The 24,892-nt window shown below is 61.2% G+C and carries 23 protein-coding genes; 15 read left to right on the top strand and 8 right to left on the bottom strand.

The features are described 5' to 3' along the window. Positions 1-63: 63 nt before the first annotated feature. From IE111_RS07635 to IE111_RS07615, 5 genes are all read right to left on the bottom strand, one after another. The gene (locus IE111_RS07635) at positions 64-1,614 is read right to left on the bottom strand and encodes a hypothetical protein (protein ID WP_189607955.1); all 1,551 of its coding nucleotides are present in this window, start codon (positions 1,612-1,614) and stop codon (positions 64-66) included. A 27-nt stretch (positions 1,615-1,641) separates the two neighbouring features. Then, positions 1,642-2,112 carry a RidA family protein gene (locus tag IE111_RS07630; RefSeq protein WP_229805278.1) on the bottom strand — a complete coding sequence of 157 codons (471 nt, stop codon included), beginning with the start codon at positions 2,110-2,112 and terminating at the stop codon, positions 1,642-1,644. 94 nt (positions 2,113-2,206) lie between these two features. Continuing rightward, complete coding sequence (locus IE111_RS07625; RefSeq protein ID WP_189607954.1) at positions 2,207-2,557, bottom strand: 2Fe-2S iron-sulfur cluster-binding protein; 351 nt, start codon at positions 2,555-2,557, stop codon at positions 2,207-2,209. 54 nt (positions 2,558-2,611) lie between these two features. Continuing rightward, positions 2,612-3,142 carry a chromate transporter gene (locus tag IE111_RS07620; RefSeq protein WP_189607953.1) on the bottom strand — a complete coding sequence of 177 codons (531 nt, stop codon included), beginning with the start codon at positions 3,140-3,142 and terminating at the stop codon, positions 2,612-2,614. Positions 3,143-3,154: 12 nt separating this feature from the next. Beyond that, positions 3,155-3,703, bottom strand: coding sequence for a chromate transporter (locus IE111_RS07615; protein ID WP_189607952.1), 549 nt, complete (start codon positions 3,701-3,703; stop codon positions 3,155-3,157). A gap of 189 nt (positions 3,704-3,892) precedes the next feature. Here IE111_RS07615 and IE111_RS07610 point away from each other — a divergent pair, with 189 nt between their 5' ends. The 3 genes from IE111_RS07610 to IE111_RS07600 all read left to right on the top strand — a co-directional run bounded on the left by IE111_RS07610 (position 3,893) and on the right by IE111_RS07600 (position 6,363). Further along, entirely contained in the window at positions 3,893-4,555 is a 663-nt protein-coding gene (locus IE111_RS07610; protein ID WP_189607951.1) for a GntR family transcriptional regulator, read from the top strand. A gap of 737 nt (positions 4,556-5,292) precedes the next feature. Further along, positions 5,293-6,045, top strand: a complete 753-nt coding sequence (locus IE111_RS07605; protein WP_189607950.1) for a creatininase family protein — start codon at positions 5,293-5,295, stop codon at positions 6,043-6,045. A 12-nt stretch (positions 6,046-6,057) separates the two neighbouring features. Continuing rightward, the gene (locus IE111_RS07600; RefSeq protein ID WP_189607949.1) at positions 6,058-6,363 is read left to right on the top strand and encodes a ferredoxin; all 306 of its coding nucleotides are present in this window, start codon (positions 6,058-6,060) and stop codon (positions 6,361-6,363) included. A gap of 272 nt (positions 6,364-6,635) precedes the next feature. Here IE111_RS07600 and IE111_RS07595 read toward each other — a convergent pair whose 3' ends face one another. Further along, positions 6,636-8,006: an MFS transporter gene (locus IE111_RS07595; RefSeq protein ID WP_189607948.1), complete on the bottom strand. Its 1,371-nt coding sequence runs from the start codon at positions 8,004-8,006 to the stop codon at positions 6,636-6,638. Positions 8,007-8,445: 439 nt separating this feature from the next. On the opposite strand from IE111_RS07595, the gene IE111_RS07590 reads away from it, so the two are divergent. The 9 genes from IE111_RS07590 (at position 8,446) to IE111_RS07550 (ending at position 16,568) form a co-directional block, all read left to right on the top strand. Beyond that, complete coding sequence (locus IE111_RS07590; protein ID WP_189607947.1) at positions 8,446-9,183, top strand: iron-containing redox enzyme family protein; 738 nt, start codon at positions 8,446-8,448, stop codon at positions 9,181-9,183. Positions 9,184-9,297: 114 nt separating this feature from the next. Then, positions 9,298-10,743, top strand: coding sequence for an aldehyde dehydrogenase family protein (locus tag IE111_RS07585; protein ID WP_189607946.1), 1,446 nt, complete (start codon positions 9,298-9,300; stop codon positions 10,741-10,743). Between the two features lie 20 nt (positions 10,744-10,763). Beyond that, positions 10,764-11,243, top strand: coding sequence for a GlcG/HbpS family heme-binding protein (locus tag IE111_RS07580; protein WP_189607945.1), 480 nt, complete (start codon positions 10,764-10,766; stop codon positions 11,241-11,243). A gap of 63 nt (positions 11,244-11,306) precedes the next feature. Continuing rightward, positions 11,307-12,323: a 2Fe-2S iron-sulfur cluster-binding protein gene (locus IE111_RS07575; protein ID WP_189607944.1), complete on the top strand. Its 1,017-nt coding sequence runs from the start codon at positions 11,307-11,309 to the stop codon at positions 12,321-12,323. A gap of 15 nt (positions 12,324-12,338) precedes the next feature. Next, positions 12,339-12,620 carry a 2Fe-2S iron-sulfur cluster-binding protein gene (locus IE111_RS07570; protein WP_189607943.1) on the top strand — a complete coding sequence of 94 codons (282 nt, stop codon included), beginning with the start codon at positions 12,339-12,341 and terminating at the stop codon, positions 12,618-12,620. A 235-nt stretch (positions 12,621-12,855) separates the two neighbouring features. Beyond that, on the top strand, positions 12,856-13,662 hold the full coding sequence (gene nadX, locus IE111_RS07565; protein ID WP_189607942.1) for an aspartate dehydrogenase: 807 nt from the start codon (positions 12,856-12,858) through the stop codon (positions 13,660-13,662). A 126-nt stretch (positions 13,663-13,788) separates the two neighbouring features. Next, on the top strand, positions 13,789-14,502 hold the full coding sequence (locus IE111_RS07560; RefSeq protein WP_229805277.1) for a GntR family transcriptional regulator: 714 nt from the start codon (positions 13,789-13,791) through the stop codon (positions 14,500-14,502). A 16-nt stretch (positions 14,503-14,518) separates the two neighbouring features. Next, entirely contained in the window at positions 14,519-15,379 is an 861-nt protein-coding gene (locus tag IE111_RS07555) for a DUF6920 family protein (protein ID WP_189607941.1), read from the top strand. Positions 15,380-15,575: 196 nt separating this feature from the next. Continuing rightward, the gene (locus IE111_RS07550) at positions 15,576-16,568 is read left to right on the top strand and encodes a DctP family TRAP transporter solute-binding subunit (protein WP_229805276.1); all 993 of its coding nucleotides are present in this window, start codon (positions 15,576-15,578) and stop codon (positions 16,566-16,568) included. A 77-nt stretch (positions 16,569-16,645) separates the two neighbouring features. On the opposite strand, the gene IE111_RS07545 is transcribed toward IE111_RS07550, so the two are convergent. Continuing rightward, positions 16,646-19,213 (bottom strand): glycoside hydrolase family 3 protein, encoded by a 2,568-nt coding sequence (locus tag IE111_RS07545; protein ID WP_189607940.1) that lies wholly within the window; start codon positions 19,211-19,213, stop codon positions 16,646-16,648. Between the two features lie 146 nt (positions 19,214-19,359). Continuing rightward, positions 19,360-20,277: a methylenetetrahydrofolate reductase gene (locus IE111_RS07540; RefSeq protein ID WP_189607939.1), complete on the bottom strand. Its 918-nt coding sequence runs from the start codon at positions 20,275-20,277 to the stop codon at positions 19,360-19,362. A 159-nt stretch (positions 20,278-20,436) separates the two neighbouring features. On the opposite strand from IE111_RS07540, the gene IE111_RS07535 reads away from it, so the two are divergent. Genes IE111_RS07535 through IE111_RS07525 form a run of 3 tightly spaced genes read left to right on the top strand, consistent with a single transcriptional unit; the run spans position 20,437 to position 24,887 of the window. Further along, positions 20,437-22,128 carry a cation:proton antiporter gene (locus IE111_RS07535; protein ID WP_189607938.1) on the top strand — a complete coding sequence of 564 codons (1,692 nt, stop codon included), beginning with the start codon at positions 20,437-20,439 and terminating at the stop codon, positions 22,126-22,128. A gap of 20 nt (positions 22,129-22,148) precedes the next feature. Next, positions 22,149-23,108, top strand: a complete 960-nt coding sequence (locus IE111_RS07530; RefSeq protein ID WP_189607937.1) for a universal stress protein — start codon at positions 22,149-22,151, stop codon at positions 23,106-23,108. A 51-nt stretch (positions 23,109-23,159) separates the two neighbouring features. Next, on the top strand, positions 23,160-24,887 hold the full coding sequence (locus tag IE111_RS07525) for a potassium/proton antiporter (protein ID WP_189607936.1): 1,728 nt from the start codon (positions 23,160-23,162) through the stop codon (positions 24,885-24,887). The last annotated feature ends 5 nt before the right edge of the window (positions 24,888-24,892 follow it).

The following is a 24,892-nucleotide window of genomic DNA, read 5'->3' as shown; positions in this document are numbered from 1 at the left end:
TCAAAAAAAAAGCCCGCGAGCTCGAGAGCATCGCGGGCCTTAAAGGCTATGAATGGTTCGGATTTACCAGATCAGCACACCCAGTAAAGTCGAAGCCGACAGACCGATCAGCACCGGCAGGAACAGGGTGCGGACCGCGTCCAGCACCGGCACCCGGGCGAAACCGGCCACGGCGATCAAAGATGACCAGGCAACCAGTGTACCGCCGCCGGTCCAGATGGCGCCCATTTGACCGATGGACGCCAGGGTGGCGGCGTCGGTACCGACCGTCTGGCCAAGCGCACCGGCCAGAGCCCCGGTCAGCGGCAGGCCGGAAAAGCCTGAGCCGTCGGCGCCGGTGATCATGCCCATCAGCAGCAGCGAGAAGGCCACGAACAGCGAGTTCTCGGGAATCGCCCAGGCGGCGGCCTGCACCAGGTCGAACAGGAAGGCCGGAGCTGTTTCATCCGCACCCAGACCGAGGATCGACCCGACGGTTTCCTGGTTGCCGATGAAGAAGAAACCGGCAATGGGCAGTACGGCGCCCATGGCCTTGAAGGCGAATACCAGGCCGTCGGTCACGTGGTCGCTGGCCACAGACAGGAACTTGCGACCGGCACCGGCCCAGGTGGAAAACAGCAGGATCAGCGCCGCCACACCGCCGACCAGAGCCGCGCCGTCACCGCCCTGGATGGTGGGAACGGAATCAGAGAACTTGGCCAGGATCATGTAGGCCACGATGATCACAAACGTAACGGGCACCATGATCGAGAAAAACTTGGACCACTTCTCACGCATCGCCGCGTAAGGATCGGGTTCGGCTTCCTCGGCGATGTCGGAGGCAACGGTCTTGGACACACTGGCCATGGACGCCTTGTGCGGGAAGGTGCCACGGGTCCGTTTCTGAATCGCCTTGTTTTCCTGCTCCACGTCAGCGCTTTCGGCTACGTTGGTATTGCTCCAGTTATCCAGCAGTTGCTGGCTGGGTGCGGCGATGTCGCGACGGATTTTCAGATAGGCCAGCATCAACGCAACCGCACCGGTCACCAGCGACAGCACGAAGGTGCGGTCGGCGACGAGGAAGGTTTCCACGCCGGCGGCCTTGGCACTGATGCCCGGTGCGACCTGGATGATGTAGTCCGACGACAGCGCCATGCCCTGGCCGGCGATGGCGATGGCCAGCAAGGCGCCCATCGACGGCAGACCGGCGGCGATGGCGGCCGGGATCAGGATAGCGCCCACCAGCGGCACGGCCGGTGTCGGCCAGAAGAACAGCGAGATGGTGTAAGTCACCACGGCCAGGATGATGAAGGCGATGTGCCCGTTCACCATGATTTTCTGGAACGGCATGATCATCTTCACGTCCGACCCCAGCGCTCGCAGAGCCCCGAGCAGGGAGGTCATCAAGGCGATGATCAGGAAGATGTTAAACAGCTGAGCCGCGGCCACCATGCTTGCATTGAACAACGAGGTGAAGGCGGTGATCAGGCTGCCACTGTACGTCAGTGCAACCAGAAAAGTGCCCAGGACCGCCGGCACGACCACAGTGGTGCGGCAGATCATGGTGATGAAGATGGCAACGATGCCCGCCAGATACATCCAGTGGGCTAGAGTCAGGGATACGGATTCAGTCATGTGTGACCTCTGTATTTGTATTTATAGTCAGTCAGCTCGAACGATGAACAGACCGTCGACCTCGACCGCGGCCCCTCCCGGCAGGGAGGCCACCCCGACGGCGGAACGGCTGTGCAGACCCTTGTCGCCCAGCAACTCCACCAGCAGGTTGGATACGCCATCCGCGATCTGCGGCATCCGGTCAAACGTATCGGTGCAATTCACGAACACGGTGAGTTTCATGCACTGCAAGAGATTGTCCCAATGGCCCTCACACGCCACATGCAACTGGCTGAGCAGGTTGAGTCCACAGAGGCGGGCAGCCTCGATGGCTTCGGGTTCATCCAGGTCGCGTCCGACCTTGCCCCGATAGACGAGCTGGCCGTCCTGTTTCGGGGTTTGACCGGAGATGGCGACCCATCCCTGATGAACCATTACCGGGCGATAGTTACCGGCCGGCGGGTTGGGCCGGGGCAGCGTTATGGCTCGGTTTTCAAGTGCCTGCGTCACAGTATGCATTCGGCGGATCCTCTGGCTGACCGAGGTTTATGGATTAATCATCCTATGGTTTCGGCTTGCTTCCCAATCGTTTGGTTGTGTCATTCTGTAAGCGCTACCCTCCTGCGTTGTGTACTTTTTGTTGTGTCGTCGGTGTCGCCTGGACCGCCTGTTGGCTGTCCTGCGAAATCTCCAGGTCGTCGTTGATCCACAATTGGCAGGCCAGGCGATAGCCTTCCGCCAGTTTGGGACCCAACATCTTCTTTTCTTTCCAATTCGGCTCCGGCAGCGATTCGGCGGTGTCGATAATCTGGCACATGCACTTGGCGCATTTGCCCATGCCGCAGCCGTAGCTCAAATGCGGGTATGGAAACTGGCGAATGCCTGCCCTGACCACCAGATTGGAGTTGGCGGGGACTTCGCCTTCGAAGGCTTCGCCGCCTTTGTGGATCTTGATATTCGGCATAAAATCACCTTTCTCTGTCAGTTCGCAGGGCATCGCCCGCATTACTCTTGCGACCTAGCCCAGGAAGAGGGCGCCATAGGCCAGCGACGACACCACCACCGCGGCGGGGTGCCAGTTAAACTTCATCAACGCCAGGGCCGCCGCTCCGCCCAGCAGGGCGGTGTGCATCCAGCCCGAAGCGGCCATGCTTTCCTCGAAGAACGAGACCACGAGCAAGCCCATCAGCACGACCACGACAGGCCGCACCCATTGGCTCATGCGTTTGATCTGGATGGCGTCCTTGAAGCGGATCATCAGGCCCAGGGCGGCCAACATCAGAAGCAAGGACGGGGCCACCGTGGCCAGAACAGCGATGACGGCACCGGTCACACCGCCCACTTCGTAGCCGATCTGGCCGGCCATCTTGGTGGCGATGGGGCTGGGCAGGGCATTGCCCAGCGCCAGGGTTTCGGCGAATTGCGACGCCGACATCCATTCGTAGCGGCCGACGACTTCGGCCTCGATCAGCGGGATGATGGCGGGTCCGCCGCCATAGCCGATGATGTTGGGAACAAAAAAGGCCAGGAAGATACTGAGATACAACACGATCCGGCCTCCTTAACCGCGCTTGGGCAGTTTGGCGGGCAACAGCAGCGCCGAGGCCAGCAAAAAGACAATGATCAGGGCCGGGTGCAGACCCAGACCGTAGATGAGAACCGCAGCGGACAGCACCATAACGCCTCCTATGGGGACACCCAGGGTGTCGCGTGACTTTTTCCAGAAATCCCAGGTCAGTTGCAGCATCATCACCATGACGACCGGCAACACCGCCTGTCCCATGCCGCTGATCCAACTGACGCCCTGGTAGCGTGAATAGAGCCCGAGCAGGCCGACCATGGCGATGATCATCGGGAAGATGATGGCCATGACGGCGATGATGCACCCGGGAATCCCGGCGACCCGGTAGCCGATGTAGCCCGGCAGCTTGGTGGCGATGGGACCGGGCAGGGTGTTGGCGATGGCTAGGATGTCGCCGAATTCCTGGTCTTCGAGCCAGGCCCGGCGGCGTACCACTTCGTCGTGAATCAGCGGGACCATGGACGGCCCGCCGCCAAACCCGAGCAGGCCGATCTTCAGAAAGGAAACCGAAAGCTGTGACTGTCGCATGATGCAGGTTCCTGTGGTCGTTCTTGTTCTCGATTCGATCGATTCGCAATCATTCTGATCGACCGATTCACTAATGATCGTTTTTATTATTAAAAAATCGATTTTTTAGAAACATATCCATGAAATTCCTCGCCGTCAACTTTTTCTTGGATTAAACTGGTTTTTGTGTGTTTGGGTAGTGAGCGAATTATGACCAGTAACAGCGTTCCAAGGGCCGAGACAAAGTCCGGCCGTATCTACGACGTTCTGCGGGAGGATCTGCTGAACGGTGAGTTCAAGGCTGGCGAGAAGCTGGCGATCAGTAATTTGCGCACACTGTATAACGTCGGCCTGAGCCCTTTGCGCGAGGCGTTGAACCGCCTGGCGGCCTCGGGTCTGCTGGAGCAGGAGGACCAGCGCGGGTTTCGCGTGCCGAAGTTGAGCCGCAAGGAGCTGGAGGACATTGTGAATCTGCGCATTGAGTTGGAGCAGATGGCGGTGACGAAGGCGTTGGAGAATGGCGATGCCGATTGGGAGTCGAGGTTGTTGGCGGCGGGTCATCGGTTGAAGCGGGCGGCGGTGGACAAGACGCTGCCGATTCATGAGTGGGAGGCGTTGCATTCCCATTTTCACGAGGTGTTGTTGTCGAGTTGTCAGTCGACCTGGATGATTCGTTTCATCCATCAGTTGCATGAGCAGTTCGATCGCTACCGGCGACGGGCACCGCGCAATCCGGATGTCCGTTCGACCTTGGATGAACAGCACGATCTGATGGTGAAATATGCGTTGGAGCGCGATACCGCGGCGATCAGTCAGTTGGTGCGCGAGCATATTCTGCTGTCCTCCCAGGTGGCCCTGGCCAGTTGCGAGTGACCCTATTTGTGCCTGTCGTTTGGATGGGTGCCCCGGTTTAGAGGGGTTGAATCCAATTGAGTGCCGGGAATCCGCGACCGTCGGTGGGGGTAGACCCCTCGGGGGTCGCCGTGAACCCGTCCATGGGGGCTTGACCTCGGCATCCATGCCTCACACATCCCCCGAGGGGTCTACCCCCACCGGCGGCCGCTATCGAGCTCTGCCTCAGATCTATCCCTGGATTCCCAGAATGACGTGGTCGTTTCCGAACTGTGTAAGCCGGTTGAATCCATTTTGACCTCCTCAATAAGGCCAACTAATTTCCTTTTGGAATACCAAACGAAGCCCCTTGGACTCCTGGCTTGGTCCTGCCAACCCACTCCTCGGACCGTAGGGCAGAAGAGCCCCAGGCGACATCTGCCGGAATAGAACGGTGGCAAACTCTCCACCACTACCGTTAAACCTGGATTGATGACTGCTTGATATTGGCTCATCTAAAGGGACGTAGGGGGACTTTACGCAGCAGCAGGCATGGATGCCTGCGTTAGGCTTGGCGGCACAGGGACGTGCCTCCAAGCCGGGCGGAGTAAAGTTCACGCACGGCCCGAGCGACAGGCACAGGCACCTACCCAGAAAGAGGCGCTTGTGCCATCACAATGGTATATGGTATACCATAAAGCAAGGTGGCAGTTCTGATCTGATTTGTAACGGTGTGACGCCTGCGTCACTGAACCCCTACAAACAGGAAAGACAGCAAGATGAACGCTTACAATCTGACCGAGATGACCTGGCCCGAGGTCGAAGAGGCGCTGGCCACCGCGCGCCTGGCGATTATTCCCGTGGGTGCGCATGAGCAGCACGGGCCACACATGAACGAGAGTTGCGATGCCGTTCTGGCGGAGGCGATGGCTCGTAAGCTGGGGGAGCGGTTGTTTCCTCTGGCGTTGGTGACGCCGACGGTGAACATGGGCGTGTCACCGCATCACATGAATTTCCCCGGTACCATTACCCTAAGACCCGAGACGCTGTTGGCGGTGTTGCGCGATATGGTGACGTCGCTGAAGCAGCACGGTTTGACGCGGTTTCTGTTTCTGAACGGTCATGGCGGCAACCAGTCGACGCTGAATCTGGCGACACAGTCGTTGTCGCAGGAATTGGGTGTGGAGTGCTATTCCGCGAAGACGACGGCGTCGGCGACGGAGTCGATCAAGGCGCATGTGGAGTCGAAGCTCTATGGGCACAGTTGCGAGCGGGAGGTGTCGGAGGCGCTGTATCTGGCGCCGCAGTTGGTTCGCGAGGATCGGCTGGTGAAAGGCGACATTGTGGAGGACGGACGCTGGCAGGCGTTGCGGCCGGGGCAGCCGGTGCAGGGTTTTTATTTCTACGAGGAGATGACCCGCAACGGCAATATCGGGGATGCGACGAAGGCAAGCCTCGATATCGGCGAAGCCATAGTCGAGGAGGCGCTGGCGAAGCTGGCCACCTCGGTTCGTGAATTGATCGAGCGCTGAGAGGAGGCCGCCATGTACGTTTTGATCACCAGCAAACCGAACGAGTACCAGGCCATTCCCGGTGAGGGTCTGAGCCCGGTGAAACAGTTTGATTACTTCTTCTTCAACAAGAAGCGCAGTGTGTTCACCATTGCCGAAGTCACCGGTCCCGGCGCCCGGGTCGTGATTCAGGAAGTGGGAGAAAACGGCACCCGGAATTCGATACCGGTGAAGTTTTTCGAGTCGTTCGAGTCGGTGCAAGCCGCCGAAAAAGAGCTCGCCAGCCTGGCCCAGGCCGGAGCCATGGATACGGAGTTGGTGGAGTCTGAGGTGGCTTGAGTAGCCTCAACCGTAGGGTGGGACGGTCCGACGCTTAGGCCGCCCACCATTGGAACTCGGCCTGGGCGGTGATTTTGCCACCGACGCTGAATGTACCGGTGGCCAATTCCGCGGGCGCGGTATCCTCCCCTGGTGGGCCGTGCCCACCCTACATCGATTATTGCCTCAGTCCGTAGGTCGGATTAGCGCGAGAGCGCGTAATCCGACATCCATCCTTGCCACAACACATTCCACCGCCACATCATCAAACGTTGGATTACGACCCTTCGGGTCTAATCCAACCTACCTGCCATTTGACCCGCCACCCAAACACGCCTGACGCTGATCCCCAGCGCCAACACGGCCAACCCGAACCCGGTCCACAACGTCACGGCGATGTTCCCGCCACTCATCGACACAATCAACGCGAAACTGGCCGAGCCGAGGCTCTGCCCGAGCGTCCGTACGGAGGCCAGCACGCCGGAGGCGCTGGCGCTGCGGGGGCCGCTGGCATTGGCCATGACTTCGTGGTTATTCGGAGCCTGAAAGAAGCCGTATCCGAGGCCGCAGACAACCGAGGCCGATACCAACCAGGCCAGGCTTTCCTGCGCACCGCCCCAGGCCAGCAACACGATGCCGAGCACGAAGACCACCAGCCCCCAGGTCGACAACAGCGCCGGGTTGAAACGGTCCGACAGTCGACCGGAAATCGGGCCGGAGAACAACAGGGTGATGGGCCAGGGCGAGAACAGCAGGGCGGCGGTCAGGGCGCTGTAGCCGAGGGTGGTCTGGTAGAGAAAGGAGAGCGCGACGAACGCCAGGCCCTGGGCGATGAAGGCGAACAGGGTCACCAGGATGGCGTAGCTGAAGCGTGGGTTGTCGAAAATGTCGAGCGGCAGCAGGGGTCTGGGGGCGCGGCGCTGACGGGTCACGAAGAGGGCAGCGGAAATCGAGGCCAACGTCAGCAGGGACAGCCCCCAGACCGCTGAGGCGCCGTGGCTGAAGCGTTCGAACGCGAGCATCAGGCCGCCGATCATCAGAACCGAGTAGACCGCGCCCGGCGCGTCGAAGATTACCGGCTGGGGTTTGTCGCGCGGCACGCTCTGCAACGCCAGGATCAGGGCGACAAGCCCCAGCGGCAGGTTCAACAGGAAGATCCAGGTCCAGTCGCCCAGCCACAACACCAGCCCGCCGAGCGTTGGCCCGCAACCCAGTCCGAAGGCCACCACCAGCGCGTTCAACGCCAGGGCCCGCCCCAATTGATGCGCCGGGTAAACGGCTTTCAGCAATGCCGGTCCCAGCGCCAGCATGGCGGCGGCGCCCAGCCCCATCAGCATCCGGAAACCGATCAATACCGTCAGCGACGGCGCCAGAGCCGCACCCAGCGAACCGAGCACGAACAGGCCCAACCCGACGGCATAGACCCAGCGGCGGCCGAACAGATAGCTGACGGCGGAAGCGATCAACAGGGTCGCGGCGCTGACCAGTTGATAGACGGTGGACACCCAGACCGCCTGGGATTCCGCCACGTCGAAGGAACGGGCGAAGGTGGGCAGGGAGATGTTGATCATGCCGAGGTCCAGGACGGCGAGCAGGGTTCCCAACACCACGGCCAAGCGCGCGCGGGCCTGGTTGTTTATTGGTTGTGGGCTTGCGTCTTTCACAATGGGGAACCTCGTTCAACTGGGTGGTGGCGCCCGAACCGATCGGATGGACCAGACTGACACCCACCAATGGTATACCAAAAGAAGGGAAATCTGTAGATTAAATAAGATTATTTCTCATTTATGGTGTCCATCAGCGTTCCATTACAAAAGGATACATTCAGTGCGGAATGCACATAATCGATTGAAAAAGAACGTCTTTTTCGGTCAACCAGGCGATTAATACAGTCGATCCAAACCTACTTTCCAAGAAATAATCGATTTTATGCATTGACTCCCCTAAGGGATACCACTAACTTGATCCTCATTCTTTGGTATACCAAATACCGAGAACCGACAAACCAGATTGTCTGACACCTTGAACGACCACCAAAACAACAACTGACAATGGGCTCACTGCCACAGGCACCCGGCCCCACAACGAAACGAGGGTGACACCATGACCAAGTTGATGAACCGCGACGAGTTCCGTTCAGCACTGGAAGAAGCCATCAAAGGCAAGAGCGCCAACAAGGCGCCGTTCAGCGTGGCCTGGGCCAGCGGAAAGCTGAGCCGCGACCACCTGGCGCGCTGGGCGGAAAACCACTACCACTATGTTGGTCCGTTCGCGGACTACCTGGGCTACATCTATGCCAACACACCGGAGCAGTACACCGAAGCGAAAGACTTCCTGCTGCAGAACATGTATGAGGAAGAGCTGGGCGGCGACCGCCACACCGATCTGTTGATCCGCTTCGCCGAAGCCTGTGGCACCACCCGCGAACGCGTCGAGAACCCGGACAACATGTCTCCGACCACTCGTGGTCTGCAGAGCTGGTGTTACGCCATGGCGATGCGTGAGCACCCGGTTGTGGCCGTGGCGGCGCTGGTCGTCGGTCTGGAATCCCAGGTCCCGTCCATCTACCGCAAGCAGACCCCGGTACTGCGCGAGAAGTACGGCTTCACCGACGAGGAAGTCGAATTCTTCGACCTGCACATCGTCTCCGACGAAATTCACGGCGAGCGCGGCTACCAGATCGTGCTGGAACTGGCCGACACCGTCGAACTGCAGCAACGCTGCCTGAAAGTGTGCGAGATCGGCGCCCAGATGCGTCTGCTCTACACCACGGCACTGTATTACGACTATGTCGTGGACGAGCTGCCCATCGACCAGCTCGACATGGGTCAGGCCGCCTGATCCCCGGTTACACCGCCCTTCATTCCTGTTAACGGCCCCGGCCCGCCCGCGACACCCTCGCGGGCCAAGGGCCCCTGTGCCCGGCACACGCCGGGGCCCGGAGCGAACCATCCCATGGATACCTATCTGAACTACATCAACGGTGAATGGCAGGCGTCCGCCTCCGGTCGACTGTTCGAGAACCGAAACCCGGCCAACCAGGACGACTGCCTCGGCCAGTTCCAGGCGTCGAGCGAGAACGACGTCGTGGCGGCGATCGAAGCGGCCGACCACGCCTTTAAAAGCTGGCGGGCGACCCCGGTCGGCCAGCGCGCCAAGATTCTGAACAAGGCCGCCGATTACCTGGACGACCACGTCGACGCCTTCGCCGAGGAACTGACCCGCGAAGAAGGCAAGCTGCTGTCCAACAGCAAGATGGAGATCCAGCGCTCGGCTCAGACACTGCGGTTTTACGCGGTCGAAGCCAGCACCATCACCGGCGAAACCTATCCCTGTGACGACCCGAACATGTTGGTTTATAGCCAGCGCGAACCGCTCGGCGTCGTCAGTGTTATCACGCCCTGGAACTTCCCGATTTCGATTCCGGCCCGCAAGATCGCGCCGGCGCTGATGACCGGCAACACCGTGGTGTTCAAGCCGTCGTCCGAATCCCCGTTGATCGCCCTGCGCCTGGCCGAAGCCCTGCACCATGCCGGCATACCAAACGGGGTGTTCAACTTCCTGACCGGCAGCGCGCGCGACATCGGCGAGCCGCTGGCCGCCCACAAGGCGATCAGGGCCATCACCTTCACCGGCTCGAACGCGGCCGGCCAGAAGATCCACCAGCGCGCCGGCCTGACCACGCGCACCCAGATGGAGCTCGGCGGCAAGAACCCGCTGATCGTGCTGGACGACGCCGACATCGACACCGCCGTGAACCTGACCGTCGCCGGTGGCTTTTCGCTGACCGGCCAGGCCTGCACCGGCACCAGCCGAGTGCTGATCACGCCCGGGCAAAAAGACGCCTACCTCAAAGCCCTGGTCGCCAAGGTCGAGAGCCTGAAGGTCGGCAACGGCATGGACCCCGACGTCCAGATCGGTCCGCTGGCCAGCGCCCAGCAGCTCGACAACGTTCTGAACTATGTCGAACTGGGCCGCCAGGAAGCTACCCACCTGATCGGCGGCGAACGCCTGACCGGTGAGGGGTACGACAACGGCTTCTTCATTCGCCCGGCGGTGTTCACCGACGTGACCCAGCCGATGCGCATCGCCCGTGAGGAAATTTTCGGCCCGGTGATCGCCGTGATCGAGGTCGAGGGCTACGAAGACGCCATCGCCAAAGCCAACGATGTCGAATTCGGCCTCAGCGCCGCCCTGGTCACCCAGAACATCGACTACATCCAGCGTTTTCCGCTGGACGTCGAAGCCGGCACGGTCAAGGTCAACCGCACCACCACCGGCAACCTGGTCAACGCGCCCTTTGGCGGCGTCAAACAGTCCAGCACCTCGACCTTCCGCGAATCCGGTCGCGCCGGTCTGGACTTCTTCACCCAACTTAAAACCGTCTACATCGGACGCTGAACAGCCGAGGAGCCCGACTCATGAAACACGTATATCGACTGGAACTGGACGACGCCAAGCAGATGCTGGAAGCCGCCAAAGAAAAATCCTTTGATATCGGTGTGCTGGAAAGCATCTGCATCGTCGACGACGGCGGCTACCCGATCGCCATGGAACGCATGGACGGCGCGCGCATCACCGGCCCGCAGATCGCCTGGAACAAGGCCTTCACCGCCGCCGGTCACAAGCGCTCGACTCACCTGTTCAACACCGCGCCGAACGGCCCCGCCCTGCCCGGCAACGAAGCCTTCGGCATCCAGTGGAGTTTCGAGGGCAAGTTCGCGGTCTTCGTCGGCGGCTTCCCGATCGTGGTCGATGACGAGGTCATCGGCGGCGTCGGTCTGTCCGGCGGCAACGGCGAACAGGACACCAAAGCCGGCCTGGCCGCGCTGCAAGCGCTGGCCGAACGGCTGGGCCCGAACGGCCACGAGGTGGTCGTCGAGGCCGATATCAAACGGTAACGGCCCGGGCCCGGGCCCGGCCGTGTGCCGGGCCCAGACCGACACGCTTTATTGGAGGTGCTTATGGCCTTTCGTGTGACATTGAACGATACCGACACCCAATTCGAGGTGAACCCGGGTGAACCCCTGCTGGACGCGGCCGAACGGGCCGGGCTGGCATTGGTGCACGACTGCCGCTTCGGGGGCTGTGGCACCTGCCGCATCAAGGTCAATCAGGGCTCGGTCGACTACGAGGAACAACCCTTCGGACTGACCGAGGAAGAAGCCGGCCAGGGCTATGCGCTCGCCTGCCAGGCACGTGCCTGCTCCGACTTGCACATCAACGCCCGGTTGCGTCCGGCCGGTTTCATTCAGCCGGACTACCACGAAGCCACCATTGTTCAGATGGACGCCCTGTGCCACGACGTCACCCACCTGGTGCTGCGCATCCCGACGGCGACCGACGTCGCCTTCCACCCGGGCCAGTATCTGAACGTGATCCTGGAAGACGGCACGCCGCGTTCCTTCTCGATGGCTTCGCCGCCGCGCGGAGACCTCTACGACCTGCACATCCGCCGGGTACCGGGCGGCCGTTTCACCGAACGGCTCTACGGCCACTACCAGGTCGGCGACACTCTGGACGTCGAACTGCCGCTGGGCGAATTCCGGCTGCAGGACGATTCGCTGGACAACCGCTTGCTGATGGTCGCCGGCGGTACCGGTCTGGCGCCGATCAAGAGCATCATCGAGTCACTCGACGAGTTGGAAAACCCGCCCGAAGTGCTTCTGTACTGGGGCGTGCGCAAGGAGCGGGACCTGTACCTGCACGACGACATCCGGTCGTGGCTGGAACAGCGCTCCCATCTCACCTATGTGCCGGTGCTGTCCGACGCCGATGACGACTGGAGCGGCCGTCGCGGTTATGTTCACGAAGCCATCTGCGAAGACCACACCGACCTGTCCGGTTTCGATGCCTACCTGTGTGGGCCACCGCCGATGATCTTCTCGGCCCGGGACGCCTTTTCCCGCCTGGGCATGGACGGCGATCGCATCTATTCCGACAGCTTCAACTTCACTCACGAACTGGCGGAAGCCGAGTAACCGGAGGGCAGACCCATGATCGAAGTCACCTTTGTCACCAACGACGGCAAGACCGTCCAGGCACCGGAGAACTCCAACCTGCTGCGCGTCTCGCTGCGCGAACAGGGCGGCATTCCGTTCAAGTGCGGCGGCGGCATCTGCGGCACCTGCCGGTGTCGCATCGAGGAAGGCCAGGAACACACCGACCCGGTGAAGAAGAAAGAGAAAAACCACCTGTCCGAGGAAGACATCGAGCAGGGCTATCGCCTGGCCTGCCAGACCTTCCTGCTGGGCAACGTCAAGGTCGCCTGGGGCTGAGTTCCGTACCTACTCTAAAGTTTCGGAGTATGGGTACTGTTAGTGGCAGAACCCGCACCGGCTACCGGGTAGACCGATACAGGGTCGCCGTAAACCCATCCATGGGGGCTTGACGGCCGCCGTCCAGGCGGCCGACATCCCTGTATCGGTCTACCCGGCATCCGGCGCTAGCCATTCGTACACTTCCTAATGAACTCCCGAAACGTGAGCCCAAAAATTTCCAAGGAGTTACTCGATGTTAAATGTGGGTATTATCGGATTTGGTACCGCTGGCCGTGATGTAGTCAAACGGTTGGTCTGCAATGAAATCGAAGGCTGCCGATTATCCGGCGTGCTGGTCAGATCCGTTTCGAATCACTCGACCGGGGCCAGCCTGACCGGATTACTGACCGACGATCCGGAGCACTTTTTCAGTCAAAGACCGGACGTGATCGTCGAAACAGCCGGCCACGGCGCCGTCGCTCAATATGGCGAGATGGCGTTGGAAGCCGGCTGCCACTTCGTGGTCATCTCCGTCGGCGCGCTCGGCGATGCCGAGCTGTATAACCGACTGGTCGCCGCCGCTCGAACCTCCGGCAAACAGATACTGTTGCCATCGGCCGCTGTCGCCGGGTTGGACCGCATCGCCGCAGCCGCCGAAGACGGCCTGGACAGCGTCCGCCTGACCACGCGCAAGCCGGTCAAAGCCTGGCGGGGGACCCATGCGGAAACGGTAGTGAACCTCGACGAGATCACGGAACCGACGGTGATCTACACCGGCAACGCCCGGGATTCCGCCCGACTGTTTCCGGAGAGCGTCAATGTCTCGGCCGCGCTCAGTCTCGCCGGCCTTGGCTTCGAGGAGACCGAGGTCCAGGTCGTCGTCGACCCGACCATCGAGCGTAACGTCCACGAAGTCACAGCGCTCGGCAAGTTCGGCGAACTCAAAGTGGAAGTGCAGAACACCCCCTCGCCGGACAACCCGAAAACCGGTCATATCGTTGCCATGAGCGTCTGCAAGGTGCTGCGCAACCTTGCCTCACCGGTAGTTGTGGGTTTGTAGGAGCGCAGGCCCCTGCGCGACATGAAAGGTGCCTGTGGCGAGTTTCGAAGCACCTATTGAGGTCGCGCACGGCGTACGCTCCTACAGTCCCGTGGCAGAAACCAGTACACTAGGCAGGCATTCACCATGACGACACAGGCCATGACCGAGGGCACCCCCACCGCCATTCCCCGCTGGGACCAGGAAGACCTGGCGCCGATTCGAGACAAGGTGTATTCCTACCTGAAAGAAGCCATCCTGCGCGGCGAATACAAGCCCGGCGACCGGCTCAAGGAACGCACCCTGGCGGACAAACTGAACATCAGCCGCACGCCGATTCGCGAAGCGCTGTTCCGGCTCGAGTCACAGAAATTCGTGACCACGGTGCCGCGCAAGGGTGTCGTCGTGAACGAAATTTCCCGCGACGAGATCGAGGAAGTCTTCATGATCCTGGGGTCGCTGGAGACCATCGCCGTGCGTCTGGCCGCGCAGAAAATGGACGACGACATGCGCGCCGAGATCGACACCCTGATCACCGACATCGAAGCCCATCTGAAACAACCGGCCGACGCCCTGCACCCGGACGACTCGACCGACATCAACATCCGCTACAACGACATCATCTGGCAAGCCTCGCGCAACTCCCGCCTGCACGAAATGCTGTCCGACCTGCGCGACTACATCCGCGCCTTCGCCAACGTCAGCGAGGCGACGCCGGGACGCTCCTACCAGGCCCTGGAAGAGCACCTCGACATCCTGCACGCCGTACGCGACGGCCAACCGGATCTCGCCGAAAACTACGCCAAGGTCCACATCGAAAAAGCCCGTCGCTCCTATCTGGCTTCTGCCGCTTTGGGGTAGACACGGAGAACGGCGCATGCCCTGGAAAATTCTGATCATCACATTGCTGAGCCTGATCGCGCTTGTGGTGCTTGTCGCGGTGAGCGGTCATTGGCGCTGGAGCGCGGAAACGCGGTCCATTCTGAGCCGACTGGACGACGCCCACCGGCCGTTGACCGACGCGACCGTCGATTTCAGCGCGTTCGACGATCTGCCTGCCCCGGTTCGCGCCTATTTTCGGCGCGCGCTGACCGACGGGCAGCCCCTGATCGACCGCGTCTCGCTGCGCCAGAGCGGTACCTTCAACCAAAGCGAAACCGGCCAGCAATGGCAACCGTTCACGGCCAACCAGGTCGTCACGGCCCAGCGGCCCGGTTTTGACTGGCATGCCCGCATTCGGATGCTGCCCGGCGCCCCCATTCGCGTGCACGATGCCTACCTGAGCGGTGAAGGCGTGCTGCACGCCTCGCTGCTGGGCTGGATATCCCCGGTGAATCTGCGCGGCGGTGGGGACATCGCCGAGGGGGAGTTGATGCGCTGGCTGGCCGAAGCGGCCTGGAATCCGACCGTCCTGTTGCCCGGTCAGGGTGTTCAGTGGACCGCCATCGACGACCGTTCCGCCCGCGCGACCCTGGTCGATGGTGATGTCCGGGTCTCTCTGGTGTTCCGGTTCAACGACGACAACCTGATCGAATCCGTCCGCGCCGACGCCCGGGTACGCACCCTGGGCGAGCAAAGCGTTCCGACCCCCTGGGAAGGGCGCTGGTTCAAGTACGAAAAGCGCGACGGGATGTGGATACCCACCGAAGGCGAAGTCGCCTGGTTACTGGACGCCGGCGAACAGACTTACTGGCGCGGCCGGATCGAGCGGGTCGATTACCAATTCGTCCAACCCTAAGCCGGAGCAAGGGGTCGCCCTCCACCCATTCCGACCTTGCCGCTGGGTGCTCAACCACCCATTTCCCGCTCGCCCGCACACCGGTTGTGGGCGAAACTCTTTGGAAATCAGACACAAAGCCGCATCGTGCCGCCTTGGCCCTGTTCTTGCGCAGACCACTCCTGTGAGCCAACAACAATAAGCGAACAGGAGTCACATGATGAACGGTCGTACCCGCCCCGCCCTGCTGGGCCTTCTAACATTTTTGCTGCCCATGCTTTTGTGGGCCGAACCGCAGACACTGGTATTCTCTCACGTGGTCTCGCCCAACACGCCCAAGGGCAAGATGGCGGAGATGTTCAAATCGATGATCGAGCGCAGACTCGGCGACCGATACGAGATCGTCATACACGCCAACGCCGACCTGATGGACGACGACGAAGCCGTTACCGCCATCGCCGAAGGCCGTATTCATTTCGCGGCGCCGTCACTGTCCAAATTCGAGGGCTATACCCAGCAACTCAAGGTGTTCGACCTGCCGTTTCTGTTTCCGGATATGGACGCCGTCAATCGTTTCCAGCAAAGCCCGACCGGTCAGGCCTTGCTCACCAGCATGGAAAGCCGAGGCATCCTCGGGCTCGGCTATCTGCACAACGGCCTCAAGCAATTGACCGCCAGCCGACCGTTCACCCGACCGAACGATCTGGCCGGGTTGCGCTTTCGCACCATGAATTCGGATGTGCTGATCAAACAGTTCGAATTGCTGAACGCCGAGGCCGTTCCCATGGCGTTTTCCGAGGTCTACGGGGCACTCGCCGAACAACGCATTCAGGGGCAGGAAAACACTTGGTCCAATATCTATTCCCAGGCGTTCTACGAACACCAGCCCTACATGATGATCTCCAACCACGGCGTGCTGGATTACATGCTGATCACGAATTCGGCTTTCTGGAACGGATTGAGCGAAGCGGATCGCCACGAATTCCGCTTCGCTCTGGAGATGTCGCTGAAATACGGTAACGCCGTGGCCACCGCCAAGAGCACCAACGACAAAGTTGAATTGGAGCGGATGAAGAACATCTCCGTGTACGAACCCTCGGCCGACGAACTGGCCACCTGGCAAACCGCCATGCAGCCGCTGTGGACCGACTACGAAGACTTGATCGGCGAGCACATCATTCAGGCCGCCCGACAAGCCGGTCGCCCCTGAACCGGGCCGAAGGCCTGGCCGAGGGCACAGCCCGCATCACGGTTGTGCCCGGCAACCCGCACTACGATAGATTGGAGCTAGTGCTGTTCGGAGACAGCCCAGCGAATATCGCCCAGATCGAACCGGCAGGCGGATGGAATTTCCAGCCGGACGGGTGACACAGTTCCCCGCAAGGCGTCGGCTTCCAAACCGAAGTCGGCCAGGGGGATTCGTACTGTGACCCAGTCGTTCATGGGTTCATTGGGCAGATAATTCGAGACATCCAGATAACCCGACGTCCCCGAGGTGCCGTCGATCGCGACCCGGCTGCCGGCCGGCCAGTCGGAATCGAGCCGGATGTCGATACTCAAGACGACATCCGGCCCGGCGTACTCACTGAGATCGTAACCTTGTGAATCACCGGCGGCGACGCGCACAACGGCCGACCCCGACTCGACCGCAACACGACGTGCATCCTGCTGATGCCGATAATCGATCGGCACAATGGTGACACCGTCTCGCCGTGTGGTTTGGTTACTCGATACCGGCGTTTCGTTTGAGTCGTCACGCGTGGACAGCATCAAGTTAAAGTCTCCGTTGGCCCGCGTGCCGAACAGCTCCAGTGTTTCCGCAACGGCATCGGATTTCGCCATCGACCCGCTCGACACCGGCAGGCGGTCCAGGTCGATGGTCAGTCGGGACGATTCGCCTTGCAGACTCAGGCCATAACCCAACGGGAACAGCGGCTTGTGCTCACCGGTCGGATCCTGCTCCTCCTCGGGCACGCTATAGTCCGGAATGTGCTCCGGAATCGCATTCACCGCTTCGGAATCCGGCCGGTTCGGCCAACTGAACGACAGCCGCCCGGTGAAATCGTAGCGGGGTTGGCCGTTGCCGGGTTCAAACAGGACATCGGTAATACCATCGGCTTCGGTGCCGGGCAGCCAGGCGGCGACAAAGGCATCCGAATGATTGATCTCCTCGTTGGTGTACAGGGGCCGGCCCGAGTACAGCACGGTCACGACCCGAACGCCCGCCTGCTTCAGGCGCTTGAGCAGGGCCAGATCGGCCTGGTATTTGCGCTTGATCTCAGAGAGTGCCAGCGAATGGCCGGGGGCGATGTCGCCGAACATCTCGGCCGCCGGGTCTTCGCCGATGACCAACACAGCGGTGTCAAAGTCTTGCGGGTTGGCCCAGGCGAGGCCGGGATCGACGGCACAGTGGTCGGCTCCGAGAATCTCCCGGGCCGAATCGGCGAACGTCTTGGCGCCCGGAAAATCCTCCCGGGTGTTTTCGCTGCCTTGCCAGGTCAGGGTCCAGCCGCCGGTTTGTTTCTGAAGGTCGTCGCAGGCGCTGCCGGTGACCAGAATCGGCTTCGTGCGGGGCAGCGGCAGGACATTCTTGTTCTTCAGCAACACCAGCGACTTGCGCACGGCTTCGCGCGCGACCGCCCGATGTTCCTCGCAACCCAAGAGGTCGCCCCTGCCGGCCAGGGCACGCTGGCTCGGCTTCGGCTTGTCCCACATGCCGGCGCGGAATTTCACCCGCAGAATGCGCCGCACCGCATCGTCGATTCGAGCCATCGGGATCTCGCCCCGTTCGACGCCGGCAACGGCGTTCCAGTAGACCTGACGCCAATCGGAGCTGCCGGTGGCCATCAGGATGTCGATGCCGGCGTTGATGGCGTAGTTGGCGTTGTTATCGGTGCACTTGGACACGTCAGCGTGGGAATTCCAGTCCGAGATCACCAGGCCGTCGAAGCCCATCCTGTCTTTGAGCACGTCATTGATCAGGTAACGACTGCCGGTCAGTCTCTTGTTGAAGGCCACGCCGTCGTCGGGCGAATGATCGTAGTTCGCCTCGCCTTCCCAGGTGCTGAACGAGGCCATGACGATCTGCGCGCCCGCTTCCAGGCCCGAAAAGTACCCCATGGCGTGGATGTTGCGCAGCAGGTCTTCATCGTAGTGATTGCAGCCCCGATCGATGCCGTGACGTGTACCGCCGTCTCCTACCCAGTGCTTCACGTTCGACAGCACCGCCCGATCGGTTTTCAGCGCCTCGGCGGACTGTTGCAGGCCGCGCACCACTTCGCCCGCGTAGTGATAGACGATGGTCGGGTCTTCCGAGTAGCCCTCGTAGGTGCGCCCCCAGCGCAGGTTTCTCGGCGTGGCCACGGTGGGCGCGAAGGTCCAGTCCATGCCGGTCACGCAGATTTCGGTCGCTGTGGCCTCGGCGATGCGGCGAATCAGATCCGGATCTCGGGCCGCGCCCAGCCCGATGTTGTGCGGGAAGACGGTCGCCCGGTAGATGTTGTTGTGGCCGTGAACGGCGTCGGTGCCCCAGAGGTAGGGAATGCGGAAGGGCCGGTCGGCGTAGGCGGCTTCGAGGGCGTCCCAGTACTGATCCAGCAGGCCCAGCCAATCCCCGGCGCTGGCCCGCTTGTCGTCGTTCACCCAGCCGCCGCCGCCGTTCAGGATGGAGCCGAGCTTGTATTCCCGGGCCTCGGTCGGCGTCACGTCACGGATGTCCGGCTGGATCATCTGCCCGACTTTCTCTTCGAGCGTCATCTGTTCGACGATGCGGTCGACAAAAATGGTTTCTTCGGTCGTCGACTGGATGGCGGAAGTAATAGCCGGCCAGTGCGAGTAATAGGGTATCGGTTTCATGAAGGGCTACCTGACTCAACGAATGATTACCGTGATGTAAGCGCTTACATTAGAGGTTCACACGGTGAAGTCAACCTGAAACAGACGTTTTCAGGATTTCGAGGGGCGGTCGGAAGGGTTGAAAACGGGCCGTGGCCGGGGCGGCATCACCGCCCCATGCTGCGCGCCACCCGCTCGAGCAGTTCGATGGAGGCATCGACCTCCACCTTGCGGATCGCCACGCTCTCGACGTTGCAGCCGATGGGAATGCCTTTTTCGTCGGCGAAGCGTTTCAGCTCCAGCCAGTTCTGCTCGCAGAATTCCAGGGACCGGTCGATGGTGTCCGGGCTGTGGATCAGCTCGTTTTCCAGCCACTTGGGGATGCTGATGCCCAGCCACTTCATGAACTGCAGTGTTTTCTGCGAGCCGCATGGCGTCAATGTGAAGATGATGGGGGCCAGCGGAATGCCCTGCTCCCGGCCATAGTAGTAATACTCGGAGAGCAGGTTCTTCGAGGCGTTGATGTCGTAGACACCCTGGGAGACGAAGAATCGGCAGCCCTGGGCGACTTTTTCGAATACTCTGAGGTGCTCGTCGCCTTTGCTGGTGTGCCGTTCGGGGATCGTCACCCCGCCCAACACCAACTCCGAGCCGGTTTCCTGCTTCAGTCGATAGGCTTTGGGCAGGGTCAGCGCGACTTTCTGGGAACGGGAGGCGGCCCCGACGAAGACCGTCAGCGTCTGGTCCGGTGACGCCCGATTGAGGAAGTCGGCCAGCTCGTCCGGTGCGTATTTACCCACGGCGCGATAGATGATTTTCGGCACCGCCAGTTCCGACAGGTGCTGTTGGGCGTAATCGTACGGGTCCAGTGTTTCGATGAACGGGAAAGGCCGCTCCTCGTCCGTCCGGGTCGCTTCGTCCTGAATGTCGTAGAGAATGAGCCCGTCGATGTCGTGCGATCGCAGGCGAGCCATTTGACGGTCGGCGATGTCGCGGATCTTGTCCGCCTCGGTGCCTTTCTTGGGCGGGGTGATGCCGTACAGCAGGATGTTTGTCTCAAAGTTCTTGATCTTGTCGGCCAGCATTGAGCGTCCCGGTGCTTGAAGATGGAGGGCTTTACACGAACCTTAACCCATTTCATTGATCCGCATCCATGCGGAACGACCCGAAAGAGGTAAGTTATAGGCCTGCCGGTATTCGATGAACCTGAAATCCAACCCGTTCGATTGATTGGAGGAGCCCCCTTGCTGGAGCTGATTCACACCAACCCCTTCTACGAATTGACCGCCTTGCTCGCGTTGGCGGCGGTCCTCGGTTTGATCGGTCAACGGTTGCGTCAGCCTATGGTCGTTACCTTCATCGCCGTCGGCATCCTCGCCGGGCCGTCGGTCCTGGGGCTGGTCCGGGACACCGAGTACATTCAGTTGCTGGCCGAACTGGGCATCGCCGTCCTGTTGTTTCTGGTTGGTCTGAAGCTCGATCTGACGCTGATTCGCACCCTCGGTCGCGTGGCCGTCGCCACCGGCCTGGGCCAGGTGGTGTTCACATCCCTCGTCGGGTTCGCTTTGTCGCTCCTATTGGGGTTGGATGCGGTAACCGCGGCTTACATCGCCATCGCCCTGACCTTTTCCAGCACCATCATTATCGTCAAGTTGCTGTCCGACAAACGCGAGGTCGATTCACTGCACGGCAAGATCGCCATCGGCTTTCTGATCGTCCAGGACGTGGTTGTCGTACTCGCCATGATCGCCTTGTCCGCCCTCGGCATGGGGGCCGGTGATGATTCCGGACAGACAGTACCGGATCGCTTGATCGGTATCGGCCTGGGCGCTCTGGTCATGGTCGCCGTGGTGGGGGTATTCATTCGCTGGTTGGCCAACCCGCTGATGAAACGCGTGGCCGCCTCCTCCGAATTACTGCTGGTATTCGGTCTCGGACTGGCCTCCCTGATGGCGGCCATCGGCCACCGGCTTGGGTTCAGCATGGAGCTGGGCGGCTTGCTCGCCGGGGTGGCCCTGGCGTCGACGCCCTACCGGGAGGCCATCGTCTCGCGCATGTCCTCGCTGCGGGATTTCCTGTTATTGTTTTTCTTCATCGCCCTTGGTAGCGAGCTGGATCTGCATCTGCTGGGAGCCCAGGTGATACCGGCCTTGGTCCTGTCGGCGTTCGTGCTGATCGGTAATCCGCTGATCGTTATGATCATCATGGGGTTTATGGGGTACGGCAAACGCACCGGTTTCCTGGCCGGTTTGACAGTGGCGCAAATCAGCGAATTCTCCCTGGTGTTCATCGCCATGGGTCTGACGCTGGGTCATGTCGGTACCGAAGCCCTGGGTCTAGTTACGCTGGTGGGGCTGATCACCATTGTGATTTCAGTCTATATGATCACCTATTCTCATACCCTATATCGCTGGCTTGAACCCTATCTCGGCGCGTTCGAGCGGAGGGGCCAGTCCGACTCGAACCCGGAAGAACCCCATCCGATGTCGCGCCATTACGATGCCATCATTTACGGTTATGGTCGCTTCGGGTCGGAAATCGGCTGGCAACTCCAGACCCAGGGTTTGAAATTGGCCGTGGTCGATTTCAATCCCGAAGTGGTGCAGATGTGCCGGGAAAACGGAATGGAAGCCTTCTACGGTGACGCGTGCGACCCGGACTTTATCGGCTATCTGCCCTTGTCGCACACCGACTGGATCATATCGACGGTCCGGGGCTCGGACACCAGTCTGACACACGAGGACCCACGTCTGGTCTTGCTGAACGCACTCAGGCAACATGACTATCGAGGGCGTGTCGCAGTAACCACTCACCGGCCGAGCGAAGTCGATGCCCTGACCCGGGAAGGTGTGGATCTGGTGTTTCTGCCGTTCCGCGACGCGGCCGACCAGGCCGCCCGCCTGATCCTTCAGGCGGACCGGAACGCACCCCGTTGAACCGAACCAGGAGATTGCCCATGTTCGCCCCCAGCCACATCCTGCTCTACTCGCAGCCGGAGCTGAACCAGGACAGCGCCTTGCGCCAGGCACGGCAGCTGTGCCTGGCATTCGGTGCCCGACTGACAGTGATGACGGTGCTGCGGGAACCGTCCGTCCACTGGCGGTTTTCCACCCGGCTGCCGGACGCGGCGACATTGAAAAACCGGCTGCGCGAACAAGCCGACAACGAACTGACCGCCCTGGCCGACGATTTTGGTACCCAGGGTATCGATGCCACAGCCTATGTAGCCTTCGGCAAACCCCTGGTCGAGGTGGTTCGACGGGTGCAGTCGGAATCGGTCGATCTGATCGTATTGGCGGGCGAGACGCCAGACCTGGAACATCGGTTACTCGGCAGCCTGGCCCAGCACCTGATTCGCAAGGCGCCTTGCCCGGTCTGGGTCGTTCGTCGTGGTGTACATCAGCCGCCCCGGCAGCTGCTGGCCGCCGTGGACCTGAACCAGGACGACCCCGGTGATGAGTCGAACAAACGCCGTTCACTGAACCCGCATATCATTGAAACCGCCGATGCGATCCGCGATCGCCTGCAGACGGCCTGTCATCTGGTGCAAGCCAGCCAGCTCGACAACGAGAGCTTCCTGCAAATCCACGGCGGACTGGATCCGGTCGCAATCGAGCGCATGAAGAAGGATCTGGCCCGGTCGCTGCTCAGCCGATTGACGCACCTCGGTCAAACCACCCTGGGCGAACGGGCTGCTCAATGCCAGATCCATGTCGAGCCGGGGCCGGCGACGGAGGTCATCGATCGCATGGTCCGGAATCTGGACATCGACCTGTTGGTCTTGGGTACCCTGAGCCGCAGCGGTGTGGCCGGCCTGTTGATCGGCAACACCGCCGAATCGCTGTTACAGAGCGTCGACTGTTCGATTCTGGCGCTGAAACCCCCCGGTTTCGAAACACCGATTCAACCGGATTGAGCCACGCTACGAAAACACTGACTCAAGCACTGAAGGAGGGAGCCCGTTGACGTGAGTGTCGACATTAATGCACTGCTGCTGATCGGCGCCCTCTTGCTGCTGATCGGCATCCTGGCCAGTTCGCTGACGGTCCGTTTCGGTCTGCCTTTTCTGTTGCTGTTCCTGGGTATCGGCATGCTGGCCGGCGAGGACGGCATCGGCCGGATTCCGTTCGACAACTTCAACCTCGCCTTTCTGGTCGGCAACCTGGCCCTGGCGGTGATCCTGCTCGACGGCGGCATGCGCACCAAGGCCAGTACGTTTCGCGCAGCGCTCTGGCCCTCGGTCACCCTGGCCAGCCTCGGCGTGTTGCTCACCGCGGCCAGCGTCGGCCTGTTCGCCACCTGGCTGCTCGACATCGACCTGCGTTACGGCTTGCTGCTCGGTGCCATTGTCGGGTCAACGGATGCGGCGGCCGTATTTAACCTGCTACGCAACAGCGGAATCCAGTTGAACGAACGGGTCGGTGGCACGCTGGAAATAGAATCCGGCGCCAATGACCCGATGGCCATTTTTCTGGTCGTCATCATTATCGATTTGTTGTCGGGTGAGGCCGAACTGACGCCCGGGGTTGTGCTGTACACCATCCTGCTGCAGTTCCTGCTCGGGGGCGCCATAGGCTGGGCCGGTGGTCGTTTGCTGACCTTGTTGTTGCGCCACCTCAAGCTGGCCGACGGGCTCTATGCGTTGCTGATCCTGTCCTTCGGCGTCGTGGTGTTCGCCGGTGTGAACCGCATCGGCGGCAGCGGTTTTCTGGCGGTTTACCTGGTGGGCCTGACCATCGGAAACGCCCGCGTCAAACCGGTCGAAGCCGTCTCGCAAATCATGGACGGTCTGGCCTGGCTGGCTCAGGCCGGCATGTTCCTGATCCTCGGGTTGCTGGTGACACCGACGGATGCGCTCGAACACGGCCTGGTCGCGCTCACCGTCGCCGTCTTCCTGATCCTGTTCGCCCGGCCGCTGGCGGTGGTGCTGTGCCTGTTGCCGTTCCGGTTTCAATGGCGCGAACGCGCCTATATCGGTTGGGTGGGCTTGCGCGGGGCCGTGCCCATCGTGCTGGCGATCTACCCGGTGATGGCGGGTCTGTCCAATTCCCAGTTGATCTTCGACATCACCTTCGCCGTCGTCCTGGTCTCGTTGCTGATCCAGGGCTCCACAGTGCCGGTCATGGCACGCTGGCTGAAAGTGGTGATTCCACCCACGCCGGCGCCGTTGAAACGCTACCCTCTGGTCCGGGAACCGGAGATGAACCTGGAACTGGATGAATTCGAGGTACGGCCGGGCGCACCGGTGTTGTCCTCCTTGTTTTTCACCGGTCAGCAGGAAGCCGCAAACCCGCAATGCGTTGCCCTGATTCGAGGCGGCCGGCCGGTCGAAGTCGACTTCCCGCCGCGCTTTCAGGAAGGCGACCGGGTCTGGATGCTGTTGCGCAGCGAAGACATCGACGACGTGGCCGGTCAGTTTTCCGGCCAGGCCCGGCACGGACTGCTCGCCGCGCACAATTTCTATGGCGAATTCGTACTCAAACCGGACGCCCGGGTGAGCGATTTGGTCAGTTCCTACGGAATCCGGGTCGACGATTCGGAAATGGCGCTCAGCCTGGCGGGCCTGCCGTCGCGTCGCCTGGGCAAACACCCCGTGGTCGGCGATCGCATCCGCCTCGGTCCGCTACGCCTCACCATCCGCCAGATGGAGGGTGACGCGATCACAGCCATTGGATTAAAACTGGTGGTTCAATAGGCCGC

Source organism: Saccharospirillum salsuginis (assembly GCF_014651855.1).
Lineage (GTDB): Bacteria > Pseudomonadota > Gammaproteobacteria > Pseudomonadales > Natronospirillaceae > Saccharospirillum > Saccharospirillum salsuginis.
This window is presented reverse-complemented; position numbering and strand designations above follow the sequence as displayed.